Source organism: Candidatus Hydrogenedentota bacterium (assembly GCA_019695095.1).
Classification (GTDB): Bacteria; Hydrogenedentota; Hydrogenedentia; order Hydrogenedentales; family SLHB01; genus JAIBAQ01.
The window spans coordinates 50327-76089 of sequence record JAIBAQ010000008.1 but is presented as its reverse complement, the minus strand read 5'-3'; the positions used below and the strand labels follow the sequence as shown (position 1 = coordinate 76089).

General features: G+C 56.1%; 16 protein-coding genes. 12 read left to right on the top strand and 4 right to left on the bottom strand.

All coding sequences use genetic code 11. The features are described from left to right. The 5 genes from K1Y02_02805 to K1Y02_02785 form a co-directional block, all read left to right on the top strand. A partial coding sequence (locus K1Y02_02805) for a hypothetical protein (GenBank protein MBX7255267.1) occupies positions 1-537 on the top strand: 537 nt, incomplete at its 5' end. A gap of 29 nt (positions 538-566) precedes the next feature. After that, entirely contained in the window at positions 567-1916 is a 1350-nt protein-coding gene (locus K1Y02_02800) for a hypothetical protein (GenBank protein ID MBX7255266.1), read from the top strand. 200 nt (positions 1917-2116) lie between these two features. Then, positions 2117-2269: a hypothetical protein gene (locus K1Y02_02795; protein ID MBX7255265.1), complete on the top strand. Its 153-nt coding sequence runs from the start codon at positions 2117-2119 to the stop codon at positions 2267-2269. A 430-nt stretch (positions 2270-2699) separates the two neighbouring features. Continuing rightward, positions 2700-3572 carry an RHS repeat-associated core domain-containing protein gene (locus K1Y02_02790; protein ID MBX7255264.1) on the top strand — a complete coding sequence of 291 codons (873 nt, stop codon included), beginning with the start codon at positions 2700-2702 and terminating at the stop codon, positions 3570-3572. Between the two features lie 964 nt (positions 3573-4536). Then, the gene (locus tag K1Y02_02785) at positions 4537-5307 is read left to right on the top strand and encodes an RHS repeat-associated core domain-containing protein (protein MBX7255263.1); all 771 of its coding nucleotides are present in this window, start codon (positions 4537-4539) and stop codon (positions 5305-5307) included. Positions 5308-7156: 1849 nt separating this feature from the next. On the opposite strand, the gene K1Y02_02780 is transcribed toward K1Y02_02785, so the two are convergent. Both K1Y02_02780 and K1Y02_02775 read right to left on the bottom strand, forming a co-directional pair. Beyond that, positions 7157-8497: a sulfatase gene (locus tag K1Y02_02780; protein MBX7255262.1), complete on the bottom strand. Its 1341-nt coding sequence runs from the start codon at positions 8495-8497 to the stop codon at positions 7157-7159. Positions 8498-8660: 163 nt separating this feature from the next. After that, positions 8661-9533, bottom strand: a complete 873-nt coding sequence (locus tag K1Y02_02775) for an alpha/beta hydrolase (GenBank protein ID MBX7255261.1) — start codon at positions 9531-9533, stop codon at positions 8661-8663. Positions 9534-9726: 193 nt separating this feature from the next. On the opposite strand from K1Y02_02775, the gene K1Y02_02770 reads away from it, so the two are divergent. From K1Y02_02770 to K1Y02_02740, 7 genes are all read left to right on the top strand, one after another. Then, entirely contained in the window at positions 9727-10992 is a 1266-nt protein-coding gene (locus tag K1Y02_02770; GenBank protein ID MBX7255260.1) for an MFS transporter, read from the top strand. A 159-nt stretch (positions 10993-11151) separates the two neighbouring features. Then, positions 11152-11982, top strand: coding sequence for an RNA polymerase sigma factor RpoD/SigA (locus K1Y02_02765; GenBank protein ID MBX7255259.1), 831 nt, complete (start codon positions 11152-11154; stop codon positions 11980-11982). A gap of 92 nt (positions 11983-12074) precedes the next feature. Continuing rightward, positions 12075-12599 (top strand): adenine phosphoribosyltransferase, encoded by a 525-nt coding sequence (locus K1Y02_02760; protein MBX7255258.1) that lies wholly within the window; start codon positions 12075-12077, stop codon positions 12597-12599. After that, a complete protein-coding gene (locus K1Y02_02755) occupies positions 12599-13432 on the top strand; it encodes an HAD family hydrolase (GenBank protein MBX7255257.1) in 834 nt (277 codons plus the stop codon). Before K1Y02_02760 ends, K1Y02_02755 begins: the two co-directional genes overlap by 1 nt. 47 nt (positions 13433-13479) lie before the next feature. Beyond that, complete coding sequence (locus K1Y02_02750; protein ID MBX7255256.1) at positions 13480-14205, top strand: hypothetical protein; 726 nt, start codon at positions 13480-13482, stop codon at positions 14203-14205. Positions 14206-14210: 5 nt separating this feature from the next. Next, on the top strand, positions 14211-14606 hold the full coding sequence (locus K1Y02_02745; GenBank protein MBX7255255.1) for a VOC family protein: 396 nt from the start codon (positions 14211-14213) through the stop codon (positions 14604-14606). A gap of 35 nt (positions 14607-14641) precedes the next feature. Then, positions 14642-16408 (top strand): alpha-L-fucosidase, encoded by a 1767-nt coding sequence (locus K1Y02_02740; protein MBX7255254.1) that lies wholly within the window; start codon positions 14642-14644, stop codon positions 16406-16408. Between the two features lie 9 nt (positions 16409-16417). Here K1Y02_02740 and K1Y02_02735 read toward each other — a convergent pair whose 3' ends face one another. Together K1Y02_02735 and K1Y02_02730 are read right to left on the bottom strand one after the other, a co-directional pair. Beyond that, the gene (locus tag K1Y02_02735; protein MBX7255253.1) at positions 16418-17161 is read right to left on the bottom strand and encodes a 4'-phosphopantetheinyl transferase superfamily protein; all 744 of its coding nucleotides are present in this window, start codon (positions 17159-17161) and stop codon (positions 16418-16420) included. Between the two features lie 585 nt (positions 17162-17746). Continuing rightward, complete coding sequence (locus K1Y02_02730; GenBank protein ID MBX7255252.1) at positions 17747-25693, bottom strand: SDR family NAD(P)-dependent oxidoreductase; 7947 nt, start codon at positions 25691-25693, stop codon at positions 17747-17749. Between the last annotated feature and the right edge of the window lie 70 nt (positions 25694-25763).

The window sequence follows — 25763 nt, the reverse complement described above, 5'->3', positions numbered from 1 at the left end:
TTGGCGCGGTGGACGGCTAGGGACCCGTTGGGCTCTCTCGACTCACCGAATCTCTATTCATATTCACTCGATAGCCCAGTCGAAATATTCGACCCACTTGGTCTTTGGGGCTCGGAAGTTCACGGACCTTACAACGAATTGGACGAGTGCTTCTCGACAAGCCCGTGGGTACAACCTTGGCTTCATTTTCGCGAGTTGAATGAGATAGAAAAAGACCTTAATAAGGCAATTCGTGACTGCGATTACAAGAAATTCAAGCGGTTTATGCATGAAGGTCAAGATTACTTCAGTCACTACAAGAATGGTTATCGCTGGTGGCTTCTGGGGCACGTGCCCCAGTCGGCCTGTGCAAAGGTTCCTCGCTATCTCAATTCAGTTTTACCTCAAGGAGCAAGGATTCCGAATGGTTCACTGCCCAGACTACCAGACAGCCCGTCGAACTTCCCAACCGAGTATCAAGAGACTTTGATTTGGACACAAGAACAGGAACAGCTCTGGAAAGACAACTATCCCAATTGCGACAAGCATCGGTCGTAGAAAAGAGCGGGAAGTTCGAGGTGTAGCCCATGAGTAAGCACGGCCTTCTTCATCTCGTGTTTGTATGTATCTTTCTCCTGAGCATTCCAGAAGAGAAGTCAGAAGCTCAATTCGAGTTCTTTCAGAGTCAGTGTGGACTAGAAAGTGTGCAGCTTTACAGGTGGTTTGCCCTTCCTTTGGATGATTGTGAACGGATTTCCGGGAAGTGTAACCTGTCTGTGCTGCGATGCGATGAGGCTGGCATGCCGTGTGGCATAGCTTGCATCGATGGCCAAAGTGTGGTGGAAACAGAGAAGATTTCCTTCCCCGGCTGGGACTCCGTTCTCGGGACAGTTCATTTTCTGACAGCGACGACAAGCAAAGGAGAATTGACTCTCTACTTTGCAGCGAACGATGGAAGGACGCTCATACGTAGTAGACGTGAGCCTAATTCAACAAGGTGGACAACGAAGAATAGTCTGGATGTCTACGAAATCCAACTATTCAAGTCCCCGGCAAACAGCGGGGGAGGCGGTCCGATGATCACAGGCGTTATCCCCATTAGTCCTTCACATAGCGACGTCTCTGAATTTGTGACGGGCACATTTGCCCGGAGCTATCCCTACTATTGGGGTTTCCCGACGGGACATTCCCTTGAGGGACGAAGGGCGTTCGTGATAGCCGGACGCGATCAGAGTTCAGGGCCGGGTATTGTCATTGACAAGTTCAATGCAAAGATCAGTATTGGTCGACAGACTTATTCTCGCGACGATGCCAACACGCTTCATTCGGCATATCTGCGAACTTCGGTAGCACCTGCAATGCGTTTCTTCGAACAGGTGTGCTATTCATCGTTAGTGAACGGTGCCAGTTCTTGGAACAAACCTCGGGTGATACTTAAAGGAGAGTCTACTGATGCGTTGCCGAGGTACGAATCAGGCTTCTCCGCGGCGTCACGCTTTTCCGCCCTTGATGTGGTTTGCTCGGGTAACCTTGTATATGTCGCATGGGGTCTGAAACCATCTGGAGTCCAATACACCTTCTTTGAGTCAAATGCCGGGTTGAAGGACATGCCAAATTTGAACTATGCGCTCCAATCAGAAGCTCAGACTTCGCGTGATCCAGGTTGGCTTGGCTATGTTGAACAGTTGCACCTCTATGCAGGCAAGAACGGTTCAAGTTGGCTAGGTTGGCTACAAGCTGGACATCTGACTGTTGCAAAGATTGATGCTGCTTTCAATTCCCCGGTTTCTACACTTTCCAAGACTGACGAGAGTATCCTGCAGTGGGATGCGCGTTCCGATACTTCAGGTGGTCTACATGTTATCTATGCATCAAGAAAGCACGCCTTTGGCAATACGGAACCTGAGATCAAGTATCTATATGTTGATGCACGATGAGTGCATACATGGGGAATTGGAATTGTGCGTCGGCGACAATGGGATATCCATGACACGTAAAAGTCAGGATGTCGAAAGGGCGTTTGCTTCTATAACTGCCAGTAGGGAAATAAGGGGACAGACGCATATTTCTAATGCTAATAGTAATCTATTTGCATGTAGCGCAAGAGTAGATTCCCCGCTATACCGACCGGAACGAGTTGAGCACGATCACCGCGCCGGGGAGCCGGGAGTGGGAGTATACGTATAATGGCATGGGGCAGCCGGTGACGGTGGATGCTCCGAATGGCATTCGTACGGTGTATTCGCGGAAGAGGCACGGAGGGCACAGAGGTTCAAGAGCGATTTGGTGAGGGTTTCGGTCGCGTCGACGTTGTTTCGCCGAGGAGAAGTGTGTGATGAGTATGGCGTTTCGGTCGACGACTGCGGTGTAGTGGATGGCGTAGGTACTGAGTATCCTGGACAGCGGGTTACGCAGGGCATTGGGTGGGTTCAGAGGTTAGCGCTTACGTGTCGCCGCCTCGGCGAGGCTGGCGCTACTGAATGCAAGTCGAAGGTGTCGCTACTCAATCGGGGTTGTGGGAGCGCAGCCGCGCCGAAAGAAGGGACAGACACGTCTGCGCTCCCTGCGGTCGCTTCGCTTGTGTCAGTCCCTTGTTTCGGCGGCGGACAGGTGTGTCGGCAGAGACAGGGTGCTACGAATGCGAGATTTTATCTGTGCCATCTGCGCTATCTGTGGTTGAAATTCTTGATGCATTGCCCCGTCTCTGGGAGCTGAAGAGTTTGTCCACAGATGACACCGATTTCACAGATCATGCCGAAGGCAGGGACACGAATGCGTATTATGTCATCGATCATCCGGCGGCGTCGCGGGGGAATGTGTTGGCGGATATACAGGGGTATGACCCGGTGACGGGGACGGCGCGGTATTACACGCAGGATCATCTTGGGTCGACGCGGACGTTGCGCAGTCAGGCGAAGGCGACGTTGGCGCGGTTCGACTACGACCCGTACGGCGGCCCGACGTACCACGACGGCGCGTCCGCCACGCGTACGTACACCGGCCACGACCTCGACCCCGTCACGGGCATGTATTTCGCTCCGTATAGGTACTACGCGCCGGGGCTGGCAAGGTGGACGGCGAGGGACCCGCTGGGGGAAAGGCAGGGCCCCAATATGTATTCCTACGTGCGAGGTTTATCGACTACGTCAGTAGACCTAGTTGGTCTGGACAGGTGTAAGGTAATCGATTTGTACGGGCATGAATGGATTCGCGTACAGTCCCCCTATTACTTCGACGAATATGGAAACAAAGTGCCTCTACCCGCGGGATCCGGTGGATGGGTTGACCTCCATGCTTGGCCCAACTTCGCAGGCCATCCAGACTATACTCAGGAACCAGCTGCTCCTGATAACTGGCACGTATTCTCTGTCCCATATAGCAATACTCTCTCGACACCGGAGCAGGATGAAGCCCTGATCAAGCGATGGTTCGAGCTGTCATCTGAACGACGCTTTGACCTTTTTAGCAACAATTGTATACACAACACGAACGAATTCTTCTACTATCCCAACGTGCGTGAAATGACATGGGTTGAATGGCTAATACAGAACGCACTAGGCGATACGTTGAATATACCTCTTATAATGCCCTAACGAATTTCCAGAGGGGCTCCGATGAAGGAAGGATCAATGTGAAGAATCTTGACACTATTCTCGTGAGCTACGTTGGCTCTGGGATAATAATGGCTCTGGGGTTGGTGCCTCACATTCTGGTCCCTGCCGAAGCACGGTTTATTCGTTCCAGGTGGCCCGTATTCGTCAGTTTACTTCTGGCGCCCGTGAGTTGGTTCCTTGTGCTCTCGCGTTGCATGAACTGCTTTATCGGCGCCGAAACTTCGCGCCGGGTGACCGCAAAATACTTATCTACATTTGTAGTCTTTATTCTCTCCACGCTTCTCCTCATGACGTTCGCAGCGATAGGCGCGTTGAGTATTCATTGGCCTTCTGGGTTGGTAGGTGCAATCGAGGGAACGCTTTGGTTATGGGTTCCGTGTAATATAATACTTACGGAAATCGCAAGGAATTTGCCTGTCTGTTGTCAGAGGGGACTAGCCATTCTGGCCGGGGGTGTCGCTTTCTTGGGGATCGGGCAATTTGTCACCGCATACGATGTCTTTCGCAGGTCGGAATATGAAGAGAGTCGCAGCAGGATACGCATGGAGGCAGTAGGAAATGACAGAGTTGGCCCTGTGACAGACATCGACTGCGTGACGTGGTTTGTGTCCAGAAATCGTTTGGGCAACCAACTCGGAGGGTATTGTTTTTCTGTAACCGGCGATTATGGAAGCGAAGAATACTTTGTCAGTTGGATGTCCAGCAAGAACGGATCAATTCTTACTGTCACGCCTGGTCACTCATTTAAAAACTCTGGGGAACAACAATAGGCAAAGTTATATCTGGAAATACTGGGACATCTCAGTTAAGTAGTAGATAAAACGCCGAGCAGGCGTATGACATGCCTGCAGCTAGTGGGAAGCCTTGCGATGGAGGGAGCGTAGCCCAATCGCGTGCGGCGTCGCGGGGGAATGTGTTGGCGGATATACAGGGGCTCGACCCGGTGACGGGGACGGCGCGGTATTATACGCAGGATCATCTTGGGTCGACGCGGACGTTGCGCAGTCAGGCGAAGGCGGCGTTGGCGCGGTTTGACTATGACCCGTACGGCGGCCCGACGTACCACGACGGCGCGTCCGCCACGCGTACGTACACCGGCCACGACCTCGACCCCGTCACGGGGATGTATTTCGCCCCGTACCGTTACTACGCGCCAGGATTGGCGCGGTGGACGGCGAGGGATTTGGCTGAGGTTGAATCAAATCTATACAGCTACGCATCTGGCATTCCAACCCACTTTGTAGATGAACTGGGCCTCGCTGGAAAGAAGAAGGAATTCAAATACAAACAACACTGGTACTGCAAAGACACTGCTTCACACAAAGGACCCGGAATATCCCCAGAGGAATATCACATAGACGTAAAGACAAATGCCGGAGGACGACCAGGCAAAACCATTTGTCGGTTGAGACCGGATGGCACACCGGTCCCTGGATCCGGATCCGACGATGGCCTTAAGAATCTTATAGAGCACTTAACAGAGAGAGGACTGATAAAGCCGCGCAAGGCACCCGTACCCAGGCCACCAACAAAATTGCCTTTATTACCTTTTCTGGGGCCGCTACTTCTCTTTCTGGATTGCCCCGCCGAACTTGATGCCGCAGAGATTCCCCTTGAACATTACGTTCCCTATGTACCCCATGATGAGCCTTCCACAATTCTGAGATATCCACCACCGCTTCCAAATGTAAGTGGACAGCAACGTTGTTTCTAGAACATTATCATCAACACCTGTTTTAGCAGCAGCACCCCAAAGAGTTACAAGTAGCCAGTTTGATTACGATAGCGTAAGCGCATACACATGCAAAGACTGAATTGCAGATACTGAATGGGAAGAGAAGAGATGGGAAAGCTGAACGACCGAATTCCACTAGTGACACATGTCATCGGCAAAGGAATAGGAAGTGAGCCTTTTGCATACAACACGTTCCGAGATTGTTTCCTTTCGGAGGACGCAGCCAATGTGGTTTTCGTGTATCCCAACGGAGCCAGATATACAGTCAGCACTGCATATATCTCTGATTGGTACAGCGTGCCCGATCTCATATATAGTCAAGGAAAGTGGTGGGCGGAGCCCCATGACACACGGGATCAATTCGCAAGCTGGGCAAGGCATTGGAGGACTCATCTTCCGATGCGTTCCGGCTCCATGCGAAGGACAGTAGGAATCAAGCTCAGTCGTCTAGGGTACTACGGCAGGCGATCCGAGTTCAGCTTTGTTGAACTTTATCTTTCCAACAACCAAGCGCATACGATTCATGCCGACCATGTTATTGGCCAGTGCGAACCGGCATTTGAGGATTTCTTTTGGCCAGAACAAGGAGGATATGTCCCATGGAGACAGTACTGTCGGAAGAACAGGCCATATGTCCAAGCAAGACTGAGTAAGCGAAGTATACGAAGACGTAACTTTGGGTCTTTTTTGTCTGCCAAACTCGTAAATGATGGACAGTTTGTTGAATTCACAGTCATTTGCGGAGACAAATACATAGTGAGTGCACAGTTGCTTCATTTGATAGGAGATGCCAAGGGGAAGTGGTTTCTGGATATTGGGAGACTGGTACATCGGAAGAATAGGATTGTCAGGGCGATACGTGCGCAGCTTACTGAAAACAAGACAATGGTTCGAATAAACCTACTTCCAGGCGAAATCGTTGAGCTCTGTTCACGCGACTTGCTGACGGTCGCCGATCGAAGGTATGAAGGGTTCATTGACTGCGGCCAGTGTCCGGTGCCGGATGTAGGTTTTACCTCCAAGGAGATGGTTTGAGTGCAACTATACGCTGAGAAATAGAGGGCTTCCTGATTTCTAGAAGTCATAATACATAAGGGAATTTGGCATGTGTGTCAGCAAGCGGGAGATCCCGCGATGGAGGGAACGTAGGTGCATTCTCTGCATTCTCTGCATTCTCTGCATTCTCTGTGGCTCTGTGGTGCAAATTGATGAAGCTTAACCACAGAGTCACAGAGGGCACAGAGTGGGGAAAACGGACATGTGTGAAGTGAATTGACGCCGAAAGAAGGGACAGACACGTCTGCGCTCCCTGCGGTCGCTTCGCTTGTGTCAGTCCCTTGTTTCGGCGAGCGGCGAGTGGTGTAGTGGGATACGCAGAGTATTCGGAGGTTCAACGATCAACGCATACGCGTCGCCGCCTCGGCGAGGTCGGCGCTACTGAATGCGAATCAGGGAAGTCGACACTTGATGGATAGAGCTCGACCGTAGCCGGGGGCGGCTGGGACACAAGTTGAAGACGCCCGGCGGCCGACAGGTGTGTCGGCGGAGACCGGACGCTACGAATGCGAGATTTCATCTGCGGAATCTGTGGATGAAGATCTTGATACGTTGCCTCGTCTCTGGGAGTTGAAGAGTTCGTCCACAGATGAAGCCGATTTCACAGATTGTTCCGAATGGAGGGATAGCCACGTCTGCGTTCCCGGCGGTCGCTTCGTTTGCGTCAGTCCCTGGTTTCGGAAGACATACGCGATGAAACAGCGCATCGGCATTTACGGCGTTCGCTTCACGTGTGACTATCTTTGGATTCCGTTTGTATTGCCTAAGCGGGCTATTCCCTCTCCCACTTCAGAATCCAGGGGTCTCGTGTGCGCTCTTGAAAGGATTTGAGTTTTGATTTGAGATCAGCGAGGACTTCGGCGTGGGCGGGGTCGTCTGCGAGGTTGTTTGTCTCGTTTGGATCGGATTCAAGGTCGTAGAGTTCGAAGGCGGGACGTTTCAGCAAGGCTTCAACGGACCGGGGACCGTAGTGGGTTTCGTGTCTGCTCAGGACGGCTTGCCAGGTCTTGGAACCGTAGAGGTCGGACGCGAATGGAAATTCCAGGCCGTGCGCAATGTTCCAGATGAGCTTGTATTTTCGCGTTCGGACCATGCGCATCGGGTAGTACATGGTGACTTCGTGAAAGGTGTGGGAAGCGTATGTTTCGTCCCAGTCTTTGGGGTTGTCTTCTTCGATGGCCGAAAGAAAGGAGCGTCCGTGGGATTCGGCGTCTGGCCGTACTTGCGCGAAGTCAAGGATCGTGGGGGTGATGTCGGCCCAGGTGACCATCGCGTCGCAGGACGCGTCTCTCCGGCCGGAGTAGGGATTGCGGACAATACAGGGGAGGTGAATCCCCGGCTCGTACAGGTTTGTTTTGGCTCCGGGAAACGGTATGCCGTTATCTGACAAACAAATGATGAGCGTGTCTTCCCAGTGACCTGTGTCGTGAAGGATCTTTATCAGACGCACAAGACCTGAATCGGCTCGCTGTAGAGATGCGTAGTACGCGGCCAATTCCAGGCGTGTTTCGGGTGTATCGGGAAGGAAAGCCGGAACAACGACGTTTTCTGGTCGAACCGGATCGGCTCCGTCGCGCTTGAAATTGCGATGTGGCTCGGTTGTGCAGAAATACAGGAAGAACGGAGCCTCATCCCGCGCGGCGAGAAATGGGAGGCAATTGTCGGCCATTTCGCTGGGGGACGGACCGCCGATGTACTGCTGGAACTGGTACGTGTCTTTGGGCGCGACGTGGAATTTTCCTGCTGACGCCGTGCGATACCCCGCGCCTGCGAGCAATACGGGTAGGGTCTTGATATTGGGAAACGAGGCGAAGTGATGGTAGGAGTGTTCCAAGCCATATTGCCCGTTCGCGTGATTGTGCAGTCCTGTCAGCAAAACGGAGCGGCTCGGGCTGCAACTTGGCGTCGTGCAATAGGCGGAGTTCATGCGGACGCCTTCGCGCGCGAGCGCGTCCATGCCGGGGGTCTTGGCGATGCGGCTTCCGTAGCATCCGGCGTCGCCGGTCCCCTGATCATCGGTCACGTAGAGAAGCACGTTACGCTTGCGGGGTTGTTCTTGGGCATGCGCGCCCTTCGCGGCCAGAAGTGAGACCGATCCCGCACCCGCTGTCATTAAGAACTCGCGACGATTCACGGCAGCCCCTCCTAGTTCAGTCCGCCTTCGTGTCTGTCTCCTGCGGTCGCTCGGTACTGGTCACTATATCACGGGGCAACCGAGTGAACGCGTGATGCGTGCTTTGCGGATATCGTGTTGAAGCTGGCGTGTCGTCCGAGATCTAAGGCTGGGTAAGCCACCAGCGCATTGTGTTGCTGACGAGGTCGCGGGCGTCGTGTTGTACCCAATGTCCGGCGTCGGGGACGGTAACGAGCGTAAGCGGTTTCTCGAGCCATTCCCACGTGTCGTTCAGCATGGAGGGCAGCAGGGCCCAGTCGCGAAGACCGTGAAACATCAGCACGGGTGGCTTCACTTTGACGAGGGGCGAAGTATCTTCTGTGTAGGGTTCGTAGGGATAGTTGGCTTTGTAGTAATTGAGCATCGCGGCGATATCGGACTTGGAAAATGCCTCGATGTATCGGGCGCGTGTGGCGTCGTCCATCGTGCCGACAATATCCGCCAGGCTCTCGGGCGTCAGCATGGATTCCGCGCCTTCTTTTTGAAAGGTGCGGGCGTAGGCGCTGTTGCGCTGTTGTTTGGGATTGTTGGCCAACTCGCGGCGAAAACCTCGTGGATGCGGCAAGTCGCAAACGACGAGTTTCTCCACCTTGTCGGGGTACATCATCGCGACGCCCCACGCCACCGCGCCGCCCCAGTCGTGGCCGACGACAATGGCTTTGTCTTTCCCTGCCTTCTGCATAACCGCCAGGACATCGCCGACGAGCAACGGCATGGCGTAGTTGTCGACACCTTCGGGCTTGTCGCTCAAGTTGTATCCGCGCAGATCCATGGCAACAACCTGAAAGCGATCGGCGAGCGCGTCCATTTGGTAGCGCCACGAATACCAGAAATCAGGGAAACCGTGAATCATGATGATCAGTGGACCTTCGCCAAGGGACGCGAAGTGAATTCGCACGCCGTTGTTGTCGGCGTAGTCGTGACGTACGCGGTCGAAGACATCGGGTTTTGCGGGGGCGTCGGGAGCGGAGAGCATCATCACACCAAGAAGCGGAGCGGCGGCAAACGGCATCACGAGGTCTCCTTTCAGAAGGGCCCGGCGGCGGCAGATAAGACGAAGTTTGTGTGAAACCAGGACACACTCATCCTACCGCGAAGGCCGCATAGAGACAACTTCGGGTTGTGGAATCTCGCGGTGCAATGGGGTACTCTTTCGTGAAATGGCTATGATCTCTAAATCGAACGGCGGGACTGAGGGGGTAGGCGCCAGTCACTATCTGGTATTAATCGCCGCATTCCTGGGTTGGCTGTTCGACGGCTTTGAGATGGGGCTGTTTCCTCTCGTGGCGCGGCCCGCGCTTCAGAGCATGTTTCAGAGTGCGGTTGGCTCAGAGAACGTCGACGCGTTTGTCGGGCAGTGGATGGGCTACATCACGGCTCTGTTTTTGCTGGGGGCGGCGTTTGGGGGTCTCGTTTTCGGCTATCTTGGCGATCGAATCGGGCGCGTTCGCGCACTGTCTCTCAGCATCCTCACCTACTCCGTCTGCACGGGACTGGGATACTTCGCGACAGAGCCGTGGCACTTGGGCCTGTTCCGCGTGATCGCTGCGTTGGGCATGGGTGGCGAATGGTCGCTGGGCGTGGCGTTGGTGATGGAGTGTTGGCCCGAGCGGCTGCGTCCGCTGATGGCGGGCCTTATCGGCGCCGCAGCCAATGTAGGATACCTTCTCGTTGCATTCTTGGGACACGTGGTCCCCATCACTCCCACTTCGTGGCGCTGGGTATGGCTTGTCGGGGTATTGCCCGCGTTGATTGTGTTCTTCATTGTGAAGGCCGTGCCTGAGTCCGAGCGATGGAAGGCATCAGTGAAACAAGGACCTTCGGCCCCCCTGCGCGATGTCTTCAGCGGCGCTCACCTTCTGAATACAATCCTAGGGATCCTAATCGCTTCTGTCGCGTTGATCGGAACATGGGCATCCGTTCAGTGGATTCCGGTGTGGGTGGACAAGATGGTGGGGTCCGCATATCCGGAGGCCAAGGCTCAGGTTGCCATGTGCAGCGCGTTTGGCGCGATTTTTGGCGGCTTGGTCGGCCCGCTCATCGGCGGATACATCGGGCGCCGCCCCGCCTACACGCTTCTATGCTTGAGTTCATTGCTGGCGTGCGCGTTTCTTTTTCGAGGCGGCCTGGAGTTCGGTTACCTTTTCATGTTCGTGGTTATTCTCGTGGGCATGACCACGGCGTCGTTCTATGGGTGGTTTCCGCTTTACTTGCCTGAGCTTTTTCCGACGCGTATGCGCGCAACGGGACAGGGCATCTGTTTCAATGCGGGACGCGTATTTGCCGCGCTGGGGGCAGTATTCGCGGGGCAGCTCGTGGGGTATTTCGACGGCGACTATGCCAAGATGGGTTCTGTCATCACGTTGGTCTATGTTGTTGGAATGTTAATCATTTGGCTTGCACCCGAGACCAAGGGCAAACCGTTGCCGGAGTAGGGCGTCCACGCAAGCGCAACTCACGTCTCGCCGACCGAACGCGGTTCATTTCTTGAACGATCCTCGTAACTCCAGTAGAATGAAGCGTTGGGAACCGTTGTGTTTTGAGAGCCGACGGAGTTGCCGCAGGCTCGTCCCCACTACCAAGAAGAGAGACCAATGGCGGATACACGAGAGACCGGATTAAGTGCGTACCTCGCCGAGATCTCTCGTATTCCACTTTTGTCCGCTTCCGAAGAGATACGACTGGCCGAGGCGGCACAGCGCGGCGAAGGCGAAGCGCGCAAAAAACTCATAGTGTCGAACCTCCGCTTGGTGGTGAGTATCGCGAAGAAGTACCTCTACTACGGTTTGCAGCTCCAGGATCTCATCGAAGAGGGTAACCTCGGGTTGATGAAGGCGGTCGACCGGTACGATCCGGGCCGCGGCTGCAAGTTTTCCACCTATGCGACGTGGTGGATCCGTCAGGCTATCACGCGGGCCTTGTCCAACTATGGGCGCACGGTGCGTATACCCGTGTACGTGACGGATAACGTCTCGCGTTATAAGAAGACGGCCGAGGAACTCTATATCCGGACCGGCAAACGCCCCGACCCCGAAGAGATTGCAACGGCGATGGGCATCAAGGTGGCGGAAGCGCGCAAACTGCAGTCGTTCGTGGACGATATCTCGCCGCTGGACAACCTTGAGACAACCAGCGATGACAATGGACGCGGCATTCCCGAGAACATGGAACCGCGCCGCATGGACGATGCGATCGCGCAAATCGAGCTGGATCAGCAGCTCGAAGAGATCATGAAGCAGTTGACGCCCCGCGAACAGAATATTATCCGGTACCGCTACGGGTTGATGGACGGGCGCGCCCACACGTTGGAACAAACGGGGCGCCGGTTTAATCTGACGCGTGAGCGTATTCGTCAAATCGAGAACGATGTGATGCGAAGGCTTCGCAAGTTTGTAGGTGAGCGCGCGGAGGATTTTGGGCCGTAGCGCGGCATCGCATTGAACGGTAACGCTGCAAGATGCACGTCCCCATTCGCGGGGCGCGGTATGCAAACCATGCACCGAAGGAGACAGAAGTAATGGACCTTGTCCCGCTGATCCGCAATGTGCCGGATTTTCCCAAGCCGGGAATTCAGTTCAAGGATGTGACGACGTTGCTCCAGTATCCGGAGGCGTTCAAGTACATCATCGATGGCTGGAAGAAGCGGTATGGCGGCAAGGGTATTACGGCGATCGTGGGCGCGGAAGCGCGGGGCTTCATTTTTGGGGCAGCACTTGCGTATGCAATGGACGTACCGTTTGTTCCGGCGCGCAAGAAGGGTAAGCTTCCGGCGGACACGATTTGCGAAGAGTATGAGCTCGAATACGGCACGGCCGTGTTGGAGATTCATGCGGACGCCTTGAAGAAGGGCGACCGGACGATTTTGATTGACGATTTGCTCGCCACCGGCGGGACCATGAAGGCTGTAGCCAACATGGTGGAACGTCTGGGGGCGGAGATAGTGGAAATTGCGTTTGTAATCGAGTTACTACCCCTTGGGGGACGCGAGCGGCTGAGCGGCTATCCCGTGCATGCGCTGGTGGAAATTGTGGTGGATGAATAATGACGACTCAGTACATTCCCGGAACCGACATTCGAATTCTTCGCGAAACCAAGCGGGGAAAGTTCAAATACGGACTCTTCGATTTCGACGGCACTGTCAGCCTGTTGCGCGAAGGCTGGCAGCAGGTTATGGGGCCGCTCTGCGTGGAGATGATCTGCGGCGATCATCCGCACACACCGGAGATTGAGAAAGCAGTCGAGGACTACATCGCCGAGTCGACGGGCATCAACACGATCCTGCAGATGGAACATCTCGTCAAGATGGTGCGCGACTATGGGTTTGTTCCGGAAGAGAAGATACTCGACGCGCACGGCTACAAGGCGATCTACAACGATCGGTTGATGGTGCGCGTGAAGGAACGCATCGCTCGCTTGCAGACCGGTGATTTGCCCGTGGGAGAAGTGGTCGTGAAGGGTTCGCTGGAATTTGTGAAAGCGCTCTACGACCGGGGGCTGGAGATGTATATCTTCAGCGGCACCGATATTGAAGACGTGCAGAACGAGTCGAGGCTCGTTGGCGCGGCGCAGTATTTCACAGAGATTTGGGGAGCGCTCCGCACCTACCAGGAAAGCAACAAAGAGAAGATCATCAAGAACATCATTGCGCAGCACGACCTGCACGGCACCGAAGTACTGGTGGTCGGCGATGGGCCGGTAGAGATTCGCTTGGCTCACGAGCATGGCTGTGTTTCCGTGGGTGTTTGCTCGGATGAATTGCGCGGGTATGGCTGGAACGAAGAAAAAGTGGATCGTCTCACGAAGGCAGGCGCGGATATACTTGTCTCGGACTTCAGCGAAGTGGAGCCATTGATCGAGTATCTGTTTCCGTCATAGGGTAGGGACTCCGTCCTTGCCCGCCAACCGGTAAGGAGTCATTCCCTATGGGATTGGAGCTCACGGAACTCATCATGGCCGTCGAAGAAGAGTTCGACGTCCGGATGGATAACGACGGGTTTATCGACTATCGGACCGTAGGTAGTCTGTATGCGTGGATCTGCGATCAGGTTGCGACTCGTCCTTATCACAAGTGCCGCAGGCTTGCCTCATTCTTGAAAACCCGCTCAGCCTTAGCCGAAATCTCGGGGAAGAGTACACGCGAGATCTCGCTGGACACACCACTGGAGACACTGGTTCCGCGAAGGAAAAGACGTAAGGCGTGGAAAGAACTAGAGATGTCGCTCGGCCACGGACTGCCGCAGTTGGCACGGCCTCGCCTTATTGACTGGCTGAACGCTGGTTTAACTCTGGTCTTTGCGCTGACACTTATGCCAATAGCCATTGTTATAATCGCTACGGCAGGTTCTTTCTGCGAATTCGTTGGCGGCCTATTCGTAGGCCTCCTGATTGTCGCATTCTGCACACCGTTGTTTTTGTTAATTCTTGATGAACTCACGCTTCCGTTCGCGCGCTATGTGCCTTCCAGTTGCATAACGACCCGATCTGTAGTCATCAACAGCACTCGAAGCGAACTTGCCGTCCCCGTGCAGGAAAGAGACGATCAGGAAATTTGGACCACGCTCATTTACATGATCGCTACGAAGCTGGACGTTAAGCCGGACATGCTGACCCCCGAGACAAGGTTCATAGAAGACCTCAACGCAGGATGATGGCAATGCCACGACTTGAAGGCATTCTTGAGACGTGCGTCTACGCTGCCGATCTGGAAGCGGCGGAGCATTTCTATTGTGACGTGATTGGCCTTGAAGTCTATGCGAAGATGGAAGGGCGTCACGTCTTTTTCCGTTGTGGTAAAGGCATGTTTCTTGTGTTCAATCCCGAAGCGACATCCGTGGAGGGGACGCCCTTTCCGGTGCATGGCGCGACGGGGCCGGGGCATGCCGCGTTTGAAGTGAAACCGGAAGCGCTGGAATCTTGGCGGGTGCGCCTGAGTGAAGCGGGCGTGCGTATCGAAACGGAAATCGACTGGCCCAACGGTGGCCACTCGATATACTTCCGCGACCCCGCCGGTAACAGTATTGAGTTGGCCACGCGGCAAACGTGGTCGTGAAAGCATAAACGCAAGGCAATCCTGGGAGACGGACCATGTTGAATCGCATCCGGAGAGATCTGTTCTGTCTGGCCTCGTTGGCAATCGTCGCGTCCATGATTCTCACAGGCGCATCTCACGCGCAGGAGGAAACCAAAGAGCAACGCGACGCGCGCATGGCATGGTGGCGCGAAGCCAAGTTCGGCATGTTCATCCATTGGGGACTCTACGCGGTTCCGGCGGGTGTTTGGAAAGGCAAACCCGTGGAAAGTGCGGGTGAATGGATCATGTTCAACGGAAAGATCCCTGTCGCCGACTACGAACCGCTCATTCACGAGTTCAATCCCGTTAAGTTCAACGCGGACGAATGGGCAAAACTGGCGAAAGATGCGGGGATGAAATATGTCGTCATCACGAGCAAGCACCACGACGGATTCTGTCTATTCGACAGCGCGCTCACGGACTACGATGTCATGAGTACGCCGTTTAAGCGCGACATCATGAAAGAGCTGTCCGATGCGGTGAGACGCGAAGACATGACCATGTGCTGGTATCACTCCATTCTCGACTGGCATCACCCCGATTATCTTCCGCGCGGGGAAGGAAGCCCACGCCCGTGGGATACGCGTCCGAAAGATGGGGCGGATCTGAACCGGTACATCGACTATATGGAAGGTCAACTCAAAGAACTGCTCACCAAGTACGGACCCATCGGCATCATTTGGTTTGACGGAGGTTGGGAACACAAACCGGATGAGTTGCGTTCCAACGAAGTCGTCTCCATGATTCGCGGCATACAGCCCAATATCATCATCAACAACCGCATTCAGATTCCGCAGGACTACGACACGCCCGAGCAGTACATTCCGCCAACGGGCATTCCCAATCGCGATTGGGAAGTCTGCATGACGATGAACGACACGTGGGGGTACAAGTCCGGCGATGCGAATTGGAAGTCCAAGGAAGATCTGATCCGGAAGTTGATCGACATTGTAAGCAAGGGCGGCAACTTTCTGTTGAATGTGGGGCCGACTGCGGAAGGTCTGATTCCGGAGGCGAGTGTCGAGCGATTGAAGGCGATGGGGGATTGGATGCGTGTGAATGGCGAGAGCATCTACGGCACGACCGCGAGTCCGTTCCGGCGATTGCCGTGGGGCCGTTGCACAAGCAAGCCCGGCGTTTTGTATCTTCACGTGTTCGATTGGCCGTCCAGCGGGGAACTTGTTGTGCCGGGGCTGACGAACGCGGTGAAGAAGGCCGATCTGCTGTCCGACTCAGAACACGCGCCACTCAAGACCGTGAAGGGAGACGATCGCGTTACCGTGCATGTGCCAGCGGCGGCACCCGACGCGATCGCGTCGGTAGTGGCGCTGGAGATCGAAGGAACGCCGTCCGTGGTGGAGTCGCCGATACTTGCGGGGACAAACGGCGAGTTCGTGCTGCATGCAGTTGATGCGACTATTCATGGCGATACGGCCCGCTACCAGACCGATGGACACAAGGTGGACGACATCGGATTCTGGACCAATCCCGCGGATACCGTGAATTGGACGATTGAAATCGAGAAGGCCGGTTCGTTCGGAATCGAGCTCACTTACTCATGCGAGAACAGCGCCGCCGGAAGTCAGTTCGCAATACTGCTTGATGACCAGCAAGTCGCCGAAGGTTCCGTCGCGGGAACAGGTACCTGGAAGGATTACAAAGCGGTGGCATTGGGCAAGACGGACATCCCGGCAGGCAAGCATACGATCACCATCAAGCCAGAGAAAATGGCAAGCTATGCGGTTATGAATGCTCAGAGCATACGACTGAAGCCCGAGTAGAAATAGAAGCTAGGTGCTGTCGGTCCAATCCCAACAGCACACGTTTTCCAGGGGTCCTCGCAGGGCGACAGCCGCCGCAATACCGTCGTCCATTGGCAGAGCGCATAGATTCCAATTCGCCGCTTCGTTGGGATCGCCTTTGACATTAAGCAAGCGAGCCGGTTCGCCGGGCGCCAACGTTACATCGAACGAATCCAGCGGGCAGGATAGTCCTTCTCCCCGCGCCTTGATGTAGGCTTCCTTGCGCGTCCAGCAGTTCAAAAAACCTTGTTCCTGCTGGTCAGTGGGCAGATTGCGCAGCGCTCCCGCTTCGCGCGCGGAGAAGAAGCGATTCGCAATACGCTGACCGGCGAAGTCGCGCCGGCGCGCTTCCACATCGACGCCAATCAGCCCTTCTTTTGTAACCGCAATTAGAGCCAAACCACCGGAGTGCGCGACATTGAATTGCGGCGGCCCATCGCCCTTCAAGGAGGGTTTGCCGTGGGTGCTGTACTCGAATTCGAGCGATTGGGCTTCAATGCCGGTGTATCGCGACAACGTCATGCGAAGTGCCGCGCGCGTAACGACGTACTGCGAGCGTCCCGATTCGAAATGGAATCGATCCGCGCGCTCACGTTCGTCTTCATTGAGGACGGATAGAAACGAGTCCTGCCTGGCGGTAAAGCGTTCGAATACCACACGCCACACGTGAACATCGCCAACGACAAGCGTGAGTTCGTTGGGAGGCTGTTGCCAAGTGTCGTCTATGTGCATGGGTATGCGCCTTGTACGAGTAGATATCTCTTGCGGACCAAGTATCGCTTAAGGCGTATCGCGATAGTCAACTTTCCGCTCGTCCAGGCGGACATTGTCTTTTGTCATTCTAGATACAGCGGGGAAAGTGGCAGAGAAACACGTCCTTGAAGCCATGTTTTACGTCCGCCTCAGGCGAACCCCTAAGAAGCAGACTACTAAGTTGCTTTCGCCCTTACAGGGCTCACGTTGGGCGTGGGCTGGAACCTGGGGTATCGATTCGCGTTTGGGACGCGAATCTCACCCCAGGCTGGAGTCTGTCGTGCCTATGGCACTCCGGAGAAGGCACCACGTGAGTAGTTGGAGAAATGGAACTGGGCATCCTGCCCGATACTGAGTGCGGGATTCCCACTTAGCTGTTGTCTCTTCCACCAATTACCGTTCACGCAGGGTCCGTCGCTCCTGAAGGATACGGCCTTCTTCTTGCCGTGTTTCTAAGGACTGAATCGAAGAATTTGGAGGAAACAGATGTGACTTAAGCCAGATTCTTCGTCCGCCGCAGGCGAACTCAGAATGACAATAGCGCGAGACGTCGGATGTCTCGCCCTACAACTGTTTCGATTGCGCCTCGTCGAGGCACCGGTTGATGGCCGCCGCTGTATCGTCGATGTACGGTCTCGCCAAGAGCACGACGTGATTCCCAGGGACGGGGACCGCTTTGACTCGACCGGGTGCGATGCGTTCCCAGCCGAGCGTGGGATCGTTCCACATCTCGCGGACCTTTGGCTGCTGTTTGGCAACCAGCACCGTGATTTCGCCGGGATAGGGTCCCGCATTGTAGTTGTCGCGCGCGTGGATATGAATGTTGAGCAACTGCATCACGCGACGCGTCATCGACAAACGAATCATATTGAGGCGGGAATTGGCTTCGACCACGCCCGCGATCTCCGAATGGCTGATGAAGTATTGGCGCAACGCGTCGTTCCACGCCCAGTTTGCGTATTCGCGGATGCTTGGGCCTTCCTGTCCACCAGTCTTCTTTCGGCGAAGCAACGTCGCAAAGACGAGATAGATGCCGTCGCGAATATAGGGCAATGTAAACGGAGCACCCACAACCACGGTGTAAATCTGAGTGCCCAGCATTTTCAGGCGGTGCATCAGACCCTTGTTTCGCGATGCGCGCGATGTCGGAATCTCCGTATCGATGAGACATAGCATAGCGACCTGGTCGCCCGCGCGCAGGAACTGCTGCGCGATCTCGAATGCGAGGGTGCCGCCAAAGGACCAGCCTGCAAGGTAGTACGGACCTTTCGGTTCGATGCCGCGAATAATCTCCACGTACCGCGCGGCCATGTCCTCCGTCTTGGCTTGCTCCACGTGCTCCGCTTCGAGCGCGGGATCCTGGATGCCGTAACAGGGTTGATCCGCATCAAAGTACGGGATCAAAGCATAGTACGGAAACACGAGTCCGCCCGCTGGATGTATCAGGAACAACGGTGGCTTTGAACCGACCGGCTTTATGGGCACAAGCGTATCCGAAGGAGTCTGTTGAGACTTCGGCTTGATGTTCTCGTTCGGCAATTCATAGTCGAATTCGGGCGCGATGCGCCGCACGAATCCGCCGAGGGGCCTTCCCAGATCGATTTTGCGCCACACCTCGCCAAGCTCAGATTCAATGCTCTTGTGCAAGTGAAAACGAGGATCGCCGGTCGGCCGAGATTCTGCGTAGATGCCGTCGGTCATCCGCTTTCCTTCGTACGGCTTCAAGACATTCGGGTCCCAGGGAAGTCCCAGAAACTCGAGCAAGCGGCGCATCACGGCTTCCGGATTCGAGACCAGGTCTTCGTAGCGCACGATGTGGAACCGGCTCGGATCGATTTGTCTTCCGAATCGCAACGCGTTGCTATTGCTCAAGGCCCACACGTGCTCGCCGACGGCAATGGGATCTAGTTTGTCGGCACCCATGAGTTTGTCGAGGCGGATGCGAACGTACGACTCGATCATCGAGTAGGGGTGACGCACCAGATGGACGTATTTCGCCCCATCGAACAACAACTCACCGCGCTCAAGCGTCTCGATATCCGCTGCATACGACGGAGACTTGTCGACGATTATTCGGCCATTCGCGGCTTGCTGCAACTGCGCGTACACGTCCTGAATCGGAACGTCCTGCTGCGTCATTTCGTCGATCAGACGCTTACCAGCATCAGCGTCCAAACCTTTCAATTCCATGAACGCGCGCTGCACGCCTTCGTCGAGATAACTCATACCAAGTGCTTCGGCGCGTTCCTTCATCGATGCAAAAGGCAGAAGATGAAGTTCAGGCGGACAGAACAACTGGGGATGTCCGGCAAGCATGACGCGTAGGAGCGTCGAACCGGCGCGGGGCGTCGATAACAGGAACACCGCGCCTGGGATCTTCTTCGACGGAGCGACTGCCGACGCTTTGATTTTAAGCGAGCCGGACCCGGCTTGAAGCGCCTTCTGCACTTCGCGCGCGTCTGACGCGGCATCCGCGGCGGGCCTGACTTGACCGGTCGCACGCTCCACTTCGCCCGCAAGATATTGGGCAAGCGCGCGCACGTTGGGCCGGTCGAAGATCTCGCGCGGATAGATATGGAAACGGAACTCGCGCTCGATGCTCTTCAGCAATTCCATAGCCATGAGCGAATCGAGACCCAGTTCCATGAAGTTCGCGTCTTCGCGAATGGAAGCAGCGTCAATCATCAGGATTCGCCCGAGATGTTCCTTGAGATACGACTCAAGCTGCGATTGACGTTCGCTTGCGGACGCGCTCGCCAGCTTGGCGAGCAAGCCTGCAGATTGAGACGAAGAAAGCTGCGGCATGGCGGCAGGCGATTTGCGCGCGGCCCTCTTGGCGAAGGTGTCTAGGAGAGGACTGGGCGATTCGCCGCCGAATGCCTGAAAGAAGCGAGACCAGTCGATTTGCAGCACTGTGACTTGCGGTGAATCAAGTAAAAGTGCCGCTTCGAATGCTCGCACTCCCACTTCCGGTCGAAGGAACTCTACGCCGGGCATGTTCTGGCGCGACTGTTCATCCAAATCCGCAACCATGCCCACTTCGGCCCACGGCCCCCAATTGATGCTCACGGCGGGCAGACCGGCGGCGCGGCGCGCGTGCGCCAGCGAATCCATGAATGCATTGGCCGCGGCGTAGTTGCTCTGACCGGGAGAACCGAAAACGGAGGTCCCGGAGGAAAACAGAACGAAGAAATCGAGCGAAGCGTCAGCAAACGCACGGTGCAAGGCAAGAGTGCCATCTACCTTTGGCCGCATGACGGCGCGTAACGTATCGTTATCGGAGTTTATGAAGCTTTGATTCTTCAGCACGCCCGCTGCATGCACAACACCTTTGATGGTCAATCCGGACTCTTCACGGAACGCACGCAACATCGCATCCAACGCGTGTTGGTCGCCGATGTCGCACGACGGCGTATATACCTTTACTCCGAGCGCCTCCAGCGATTGAATGGCGTCCACTCGCGCACGCGCATCGGAACCAGGTTCCAGTTGCGGCCACAGATCGCGAGCAGGGAGTGGCGTACGATTGACAAGCAATAGGTGGTGCGCGCCGCGTTCAGCCATCCACTTGGCCACACGCAAGCCGATTCCGCCCAAGCCGCCCGTCACCAAGTACGCCGCGTTTGCGTCGAACGTGCGCGACAAAGGTGCCTTTGTGGCGTTGGCGCAGGACGTAAGCCGTGCGACAAATCGCGTGCCATCGCGCAGTGCCATCTGATCTTCGCCTTCCGCGCTTAGCACAGCGTCAATTAGATCGCTCGCGGCCGCTCCGGCGTCAAGGTCAATCAGTCCACCCCAGAATTCAGGATGTTCGGCGGCCAGACTCCGGCCGATGCCCCAAACGGATGCGGACGCGAAGTCAGTCGATTCACCCGCAACACTCTGGGCATTTCGCGTGGCGAAATAGACACGGGGTGGCGTGGGGGGACGCACGTTGGCGAGGGACTGCACAAGCAAGGTCGCCGAAAGGCTGGCATGCATTGCATGAAGTGCCGAATTATCGGTGGCGCTCGACGCAGGCAAACATAGTATTCGGTCTATGGGCCTTTTTAGTGCCTCACCGCATTCTCGGATCACCCGCTCGTAGTCTGACGCGTTGTCCGCGCGAATGGTCCACTCATTCGCGTTGTGCGCGAAGGCCTCGCCAGTTCGCACAATAGCGCATTGTCCGCCTCGATTGAGGATGCAATCGGAAGCCGATTTCGCCGCATCAACCTCGTTCGCGAGAATCATCCACGAGTCCGAAGACTTCGAGACAACAGGCATTGACTCGCTTTCCGAAGTGTCCGCCGATGCGCGCGCGAGGATGACTGTCTGCTTCGTCATGTCGACGCCGGCGATATTTTCGGGTGGCATAGCGACAACGTCTGAAAAACCTTGGGCGCGCAGGACCTGCATCCAGCGGGTCGGGTGGAGCAGCGCATGGTTTGGACGCAGCGTAGTGTCGGTAAACTTCCACCACCCTTCGGTAAGTCCAAACGTAAGATCGAGCCAACGGATGGGCGAAGTGCCTTCCAACAGAATCATCAAGCCGCCGGGAGCGAGCAGTTTTCGCGCGTTCGCAAGCGTACGCGACAAGTCGGCGGTGGCATGGAGTACATTGGCCGCCACGACGACATCAAACTGATGAGAAGAGAAACCTTGGGTCACGGGGTCGGATTCGATATCGAGCAGCGCATAACGCATGCACGAGTGCGAGGCGAACTTTTTCTCAGCACGCGCAAGGAACATGCTCGACATGTCGGTGAATACATATTCGCTGGCGTCTGGTAAAGCGCGGAGCACGTAAGAAGTGGTTCCGCCGGTACCGGCGCCAATCTCAAGCACACGCACAACCTTGTTCTTTGGCAAGCGCTCAAGCGCGCGGGTAATCGTCTCTTGGACCAGCAAGTTGTAGACGCGCGCGAACGGAGACTGCTCGTACAGGCGTTCCGCCTCGTCGAATGAACCGCCTGGGAAAAGCACCTGCAACGGGTCGGCCGTGCCTTTCAATACATTGGCGAGGTTCGCCCCGCATCGGCCCAGCATCGTCAGTTCGGTTTCCGAAACGGAATAGGCACGCAACGTTTCTGCATGAATCCGCGTGGAAGGAGCCGCAGCGATGGGTTTATCGACAACAAAGTCTTCGCCATCGGCGCGCAGAAATCCTTCTTCGGCGAGGATCTCAAGGAGCCGTTTGAAAAGGCGCGCGTGGAGAGGAACAACACCCAAGCTCGCGGACAGACTCGCCGCAGAGAAACGTTCGCCGGGTCCGGGATTCCAACCGAGTTGTCCGAGCGCCTCGACGATATAAGACAGACTTAGGGACTCAAGCGCATCGTTTACGCCCGCAATCGTTGCTAACTGATGCTCCTCGACCAAACGGGCCGCGTGCGTGTCGACGGCGTGCTTGATAGTCTGAGGTTCGGGCACAAAGTCGATTGGACGTCGAATGGGCATTCTGTCCAAGTTGGACTTTGGCCGCCATTGGATTTCGTAAAGAAGGTCCGCCACCGGCGTATCCGGTGCTGTGTCTGGCTGGGGAGCAGCCGTAGTGTCCGCGGACACCTGCTTGCGCGGAACATCGAGCCAATGACGCTTGCGCTCAAAGGGATAGGTCGGCAACGCCACTCTCTTCGGATTCGCGCTCGCATAGAAGCGCTTCCAGTCAAAGCGCGCGCCACGGACGTAGAGTTCAGCAACGCCGTCGATGACAGAAGCCCATTCCTCCTGCCCCTTCTTCAGAGACGATATCCAGACAAGACTGTTGTTCGACACACACTTCTTGCCCATGCCGATGAGAACCGGTTGCGGTCCCACTTCGAGCAGAACCTGGACGCCCGCATCGTTGAGGGCGTTCATGCCATCGGCAAACTGCACCGCCTGTCGCACATGATTGCGCCAATACATGGCGTCGTACCGGAACGACGAGTCCACGAGCTTACCCGTCAGGTTAGAGATAACAGGAATCTTCGGAACGTCGAACTGCAACCGGGCGGCGGTAGATTCAAACTCGTCGAGCATCGGCTCCATCAACGGCGAGTGAAACGCGTGTGACACGACGAGCTTTCGATTGGCGATGCCTTTCTCTTCCAGCGCTTTGAGCACGGCATCAACACTGTCGCCCGCGCCGGACACGACGGTATTCTTGGGACCGTTTGCGGCGGCGATGGACACGCGATCGCGGTAGGGTTCGAGAACGGCGGCTACGGTGTCGCGATCGGACATGACGGCAGCCATGGCCCCGCCAGCAGGCAGCGCTTGCATCAGACGGGCGCGCTCGGCGATGAGGCGAAGTCCGTCGGGCAGGCTCATCGCGCCTGCAATGCAGGCCGCCACGTATTCGCCAACGCTATGGCCCAGAACAAAGTCGGGGACGATTCCCCACGACATCCACAATCTCGCCATCGCGTATTCGAACGCAAAGAGAGATGGCTGCGTGAACGCGGTCTCGTCGATAGGCGAGGACTCGCCCTCCTTGGGATGCATGACCGACAAGAGGGGCCGCGTCAAATACTTCTGAAGAATCTCGTCACACTCGAGCAGGGCCTCGCGAAACACAGGCTCTAGCTCGAACAATTGGCGGCCCATGCCAGCAAACTGTGCGCCCTGCCCCGTAAACAAAAAGGCGATCTTCGGCGATTCAGAACGCTTGGTTTCTCCGATGAATACTCCCGTGCTCTTTCCGCTCTGTGCATACGCGGCGAGGCGATCGGACAGTTCGTGCGTCGTATCGGCAACTACGGCGATACGGTGGTCGAAGCTAGCGCGGCCCGAATTGGCCGTCGCGCACACATCGGCGACCGAGGACGACGGGTTCTCGCTAAGACATTCGGCGTATCGTTGCGCAAGGGCCTTCAGCGCCGTATCGGTTTGCGCAGACAACGCCAACACGCGGCGACGCGGGCCAGACTCGGTGGTCTCACGCGAATCCGGGAATTGCTGCGGGGGCTCTTCAAGTATGACGTGCGCATTGGCCCCGCCAAAACCAAATGAACTCACGCCCGCAAACCGCCGGTCATTGCCGCGCGCCCAGACCTGAGGCGAGGTCACGATTTCAATGGGAGTGTTGTCGAGTTTGATAAGCGGATTGACCTGCTTCAGGTTCAAATGACTCGGAATCATGCCGTGCTTGAGAATAAGGGCCGTCTTAATCAAACCAGCCACGCCGGCGGCCGCTTCCAAATGTCCGATATTGGTCTTCACGGATCCAAGCAAGCAGCGCTGGTCTCGGCCCCGGCCCGGGAGCAGGACGGCCTTCAGCGCATCGACCTCAATCGGATCGCCGAGCGAGGTGCCGGTTCCGTGGGCTTCAACGTATCCCACTTGACCCGGTTCGATGCCTGCGTTGGCCAAGGCTTGCCGAATCACGGCCTGCTGAGCGAGGCCGTTGGGCGCCGTAAGGCCATTGCTGCGGCCATCGTGATTCACGGCGGTACCGCGAATTACGGCGATGACCGTGTCGCCATCGGTTTGCGCATCGGCGAGACGCTTGAGTATGACGACGCCGCAGCCTTCACCGCGCACGTAGCCGTCGGCGGAGGCATCGAAGGTCTTGCACTTGCCGTCTGGCGACATCATGCGGGCATGGGAAAAGACCATATTGACTTCAGGCGACAGCAGCGCGTTGACGCCCCCCGCGATGGCGAGGTTGCATTCGCCAAGGCGCAGACTGATTGCCGCGTTGTGGATGGCCACAAGCGAAGAAGAGCATGCGGTGTCCACCGCGTAGCTTGGACCGCGCAGGTCCAGGAAATAGGAGATACGATTTGGGGCGAGGCTGTGCGCGTTCCCGGTACCGGCATACGCGTCCACGTGGGCCACGTCGCTGAATTGACGCTGCGAATAATCGTTGGAACTGATGCCGACGAAAACGCCCGTGGCTGAGCCCGCTAGCGAATCGGGCGCGATGCCCGCATGTTCGAGGGCCTCCCAGGCCGTCTCCATAAGCAGGCGTTGCTGGGGATCCATGCGCGCAGCTTCTCGCGGCGACACGCCAAAGAATGACGCATCGAACTGATCGATGGCGTCGACAAATCCGCCCCGCCGCGTGTACATCTTCCCGGGCGTGGCAGGATCGGGATGATACAACGAGTCGTTGTCCCAGCGGTCTGCGGGCACATCGCGAATGGCATCGCGTTCGTCGCAAAGGAGCTTCCAGTATTCGTCTGGACCCGATGCGCCGGGGAACCGGCAACCGATGCCGACTATGGCAATCGGTTCGTTCAATGACTTCGTACGAGGTTCCGCCGGGGCGGGGCTTTCAAACGTTTGCGTCTTGCCGTTTCCGCCCGCATCCAGTTCGGCGAGGTAACGCGACATGGTCTCAATGGTCGGGTATTCCCATAGGATGGTTGGCGATAGCCGATGGGTGAGCCAATCCTCAAGGTCCCCGGAAAGGGTCACGGCGTCGCGCGAGGACAATCCCAGGCTGTCAAATGACTCACGTGGATCAATGGCCGATTTGTCGATACCGAGTTCTTCGGCAAGACGCGACACAAGCCATTCTTGAATGACCTCTTTGGTCTTCACGATGAATATAAACTCCACCAATGCGCGGAAACGCGCGAAGACAGGCTAATCATGCGCACGCGGGTCATGG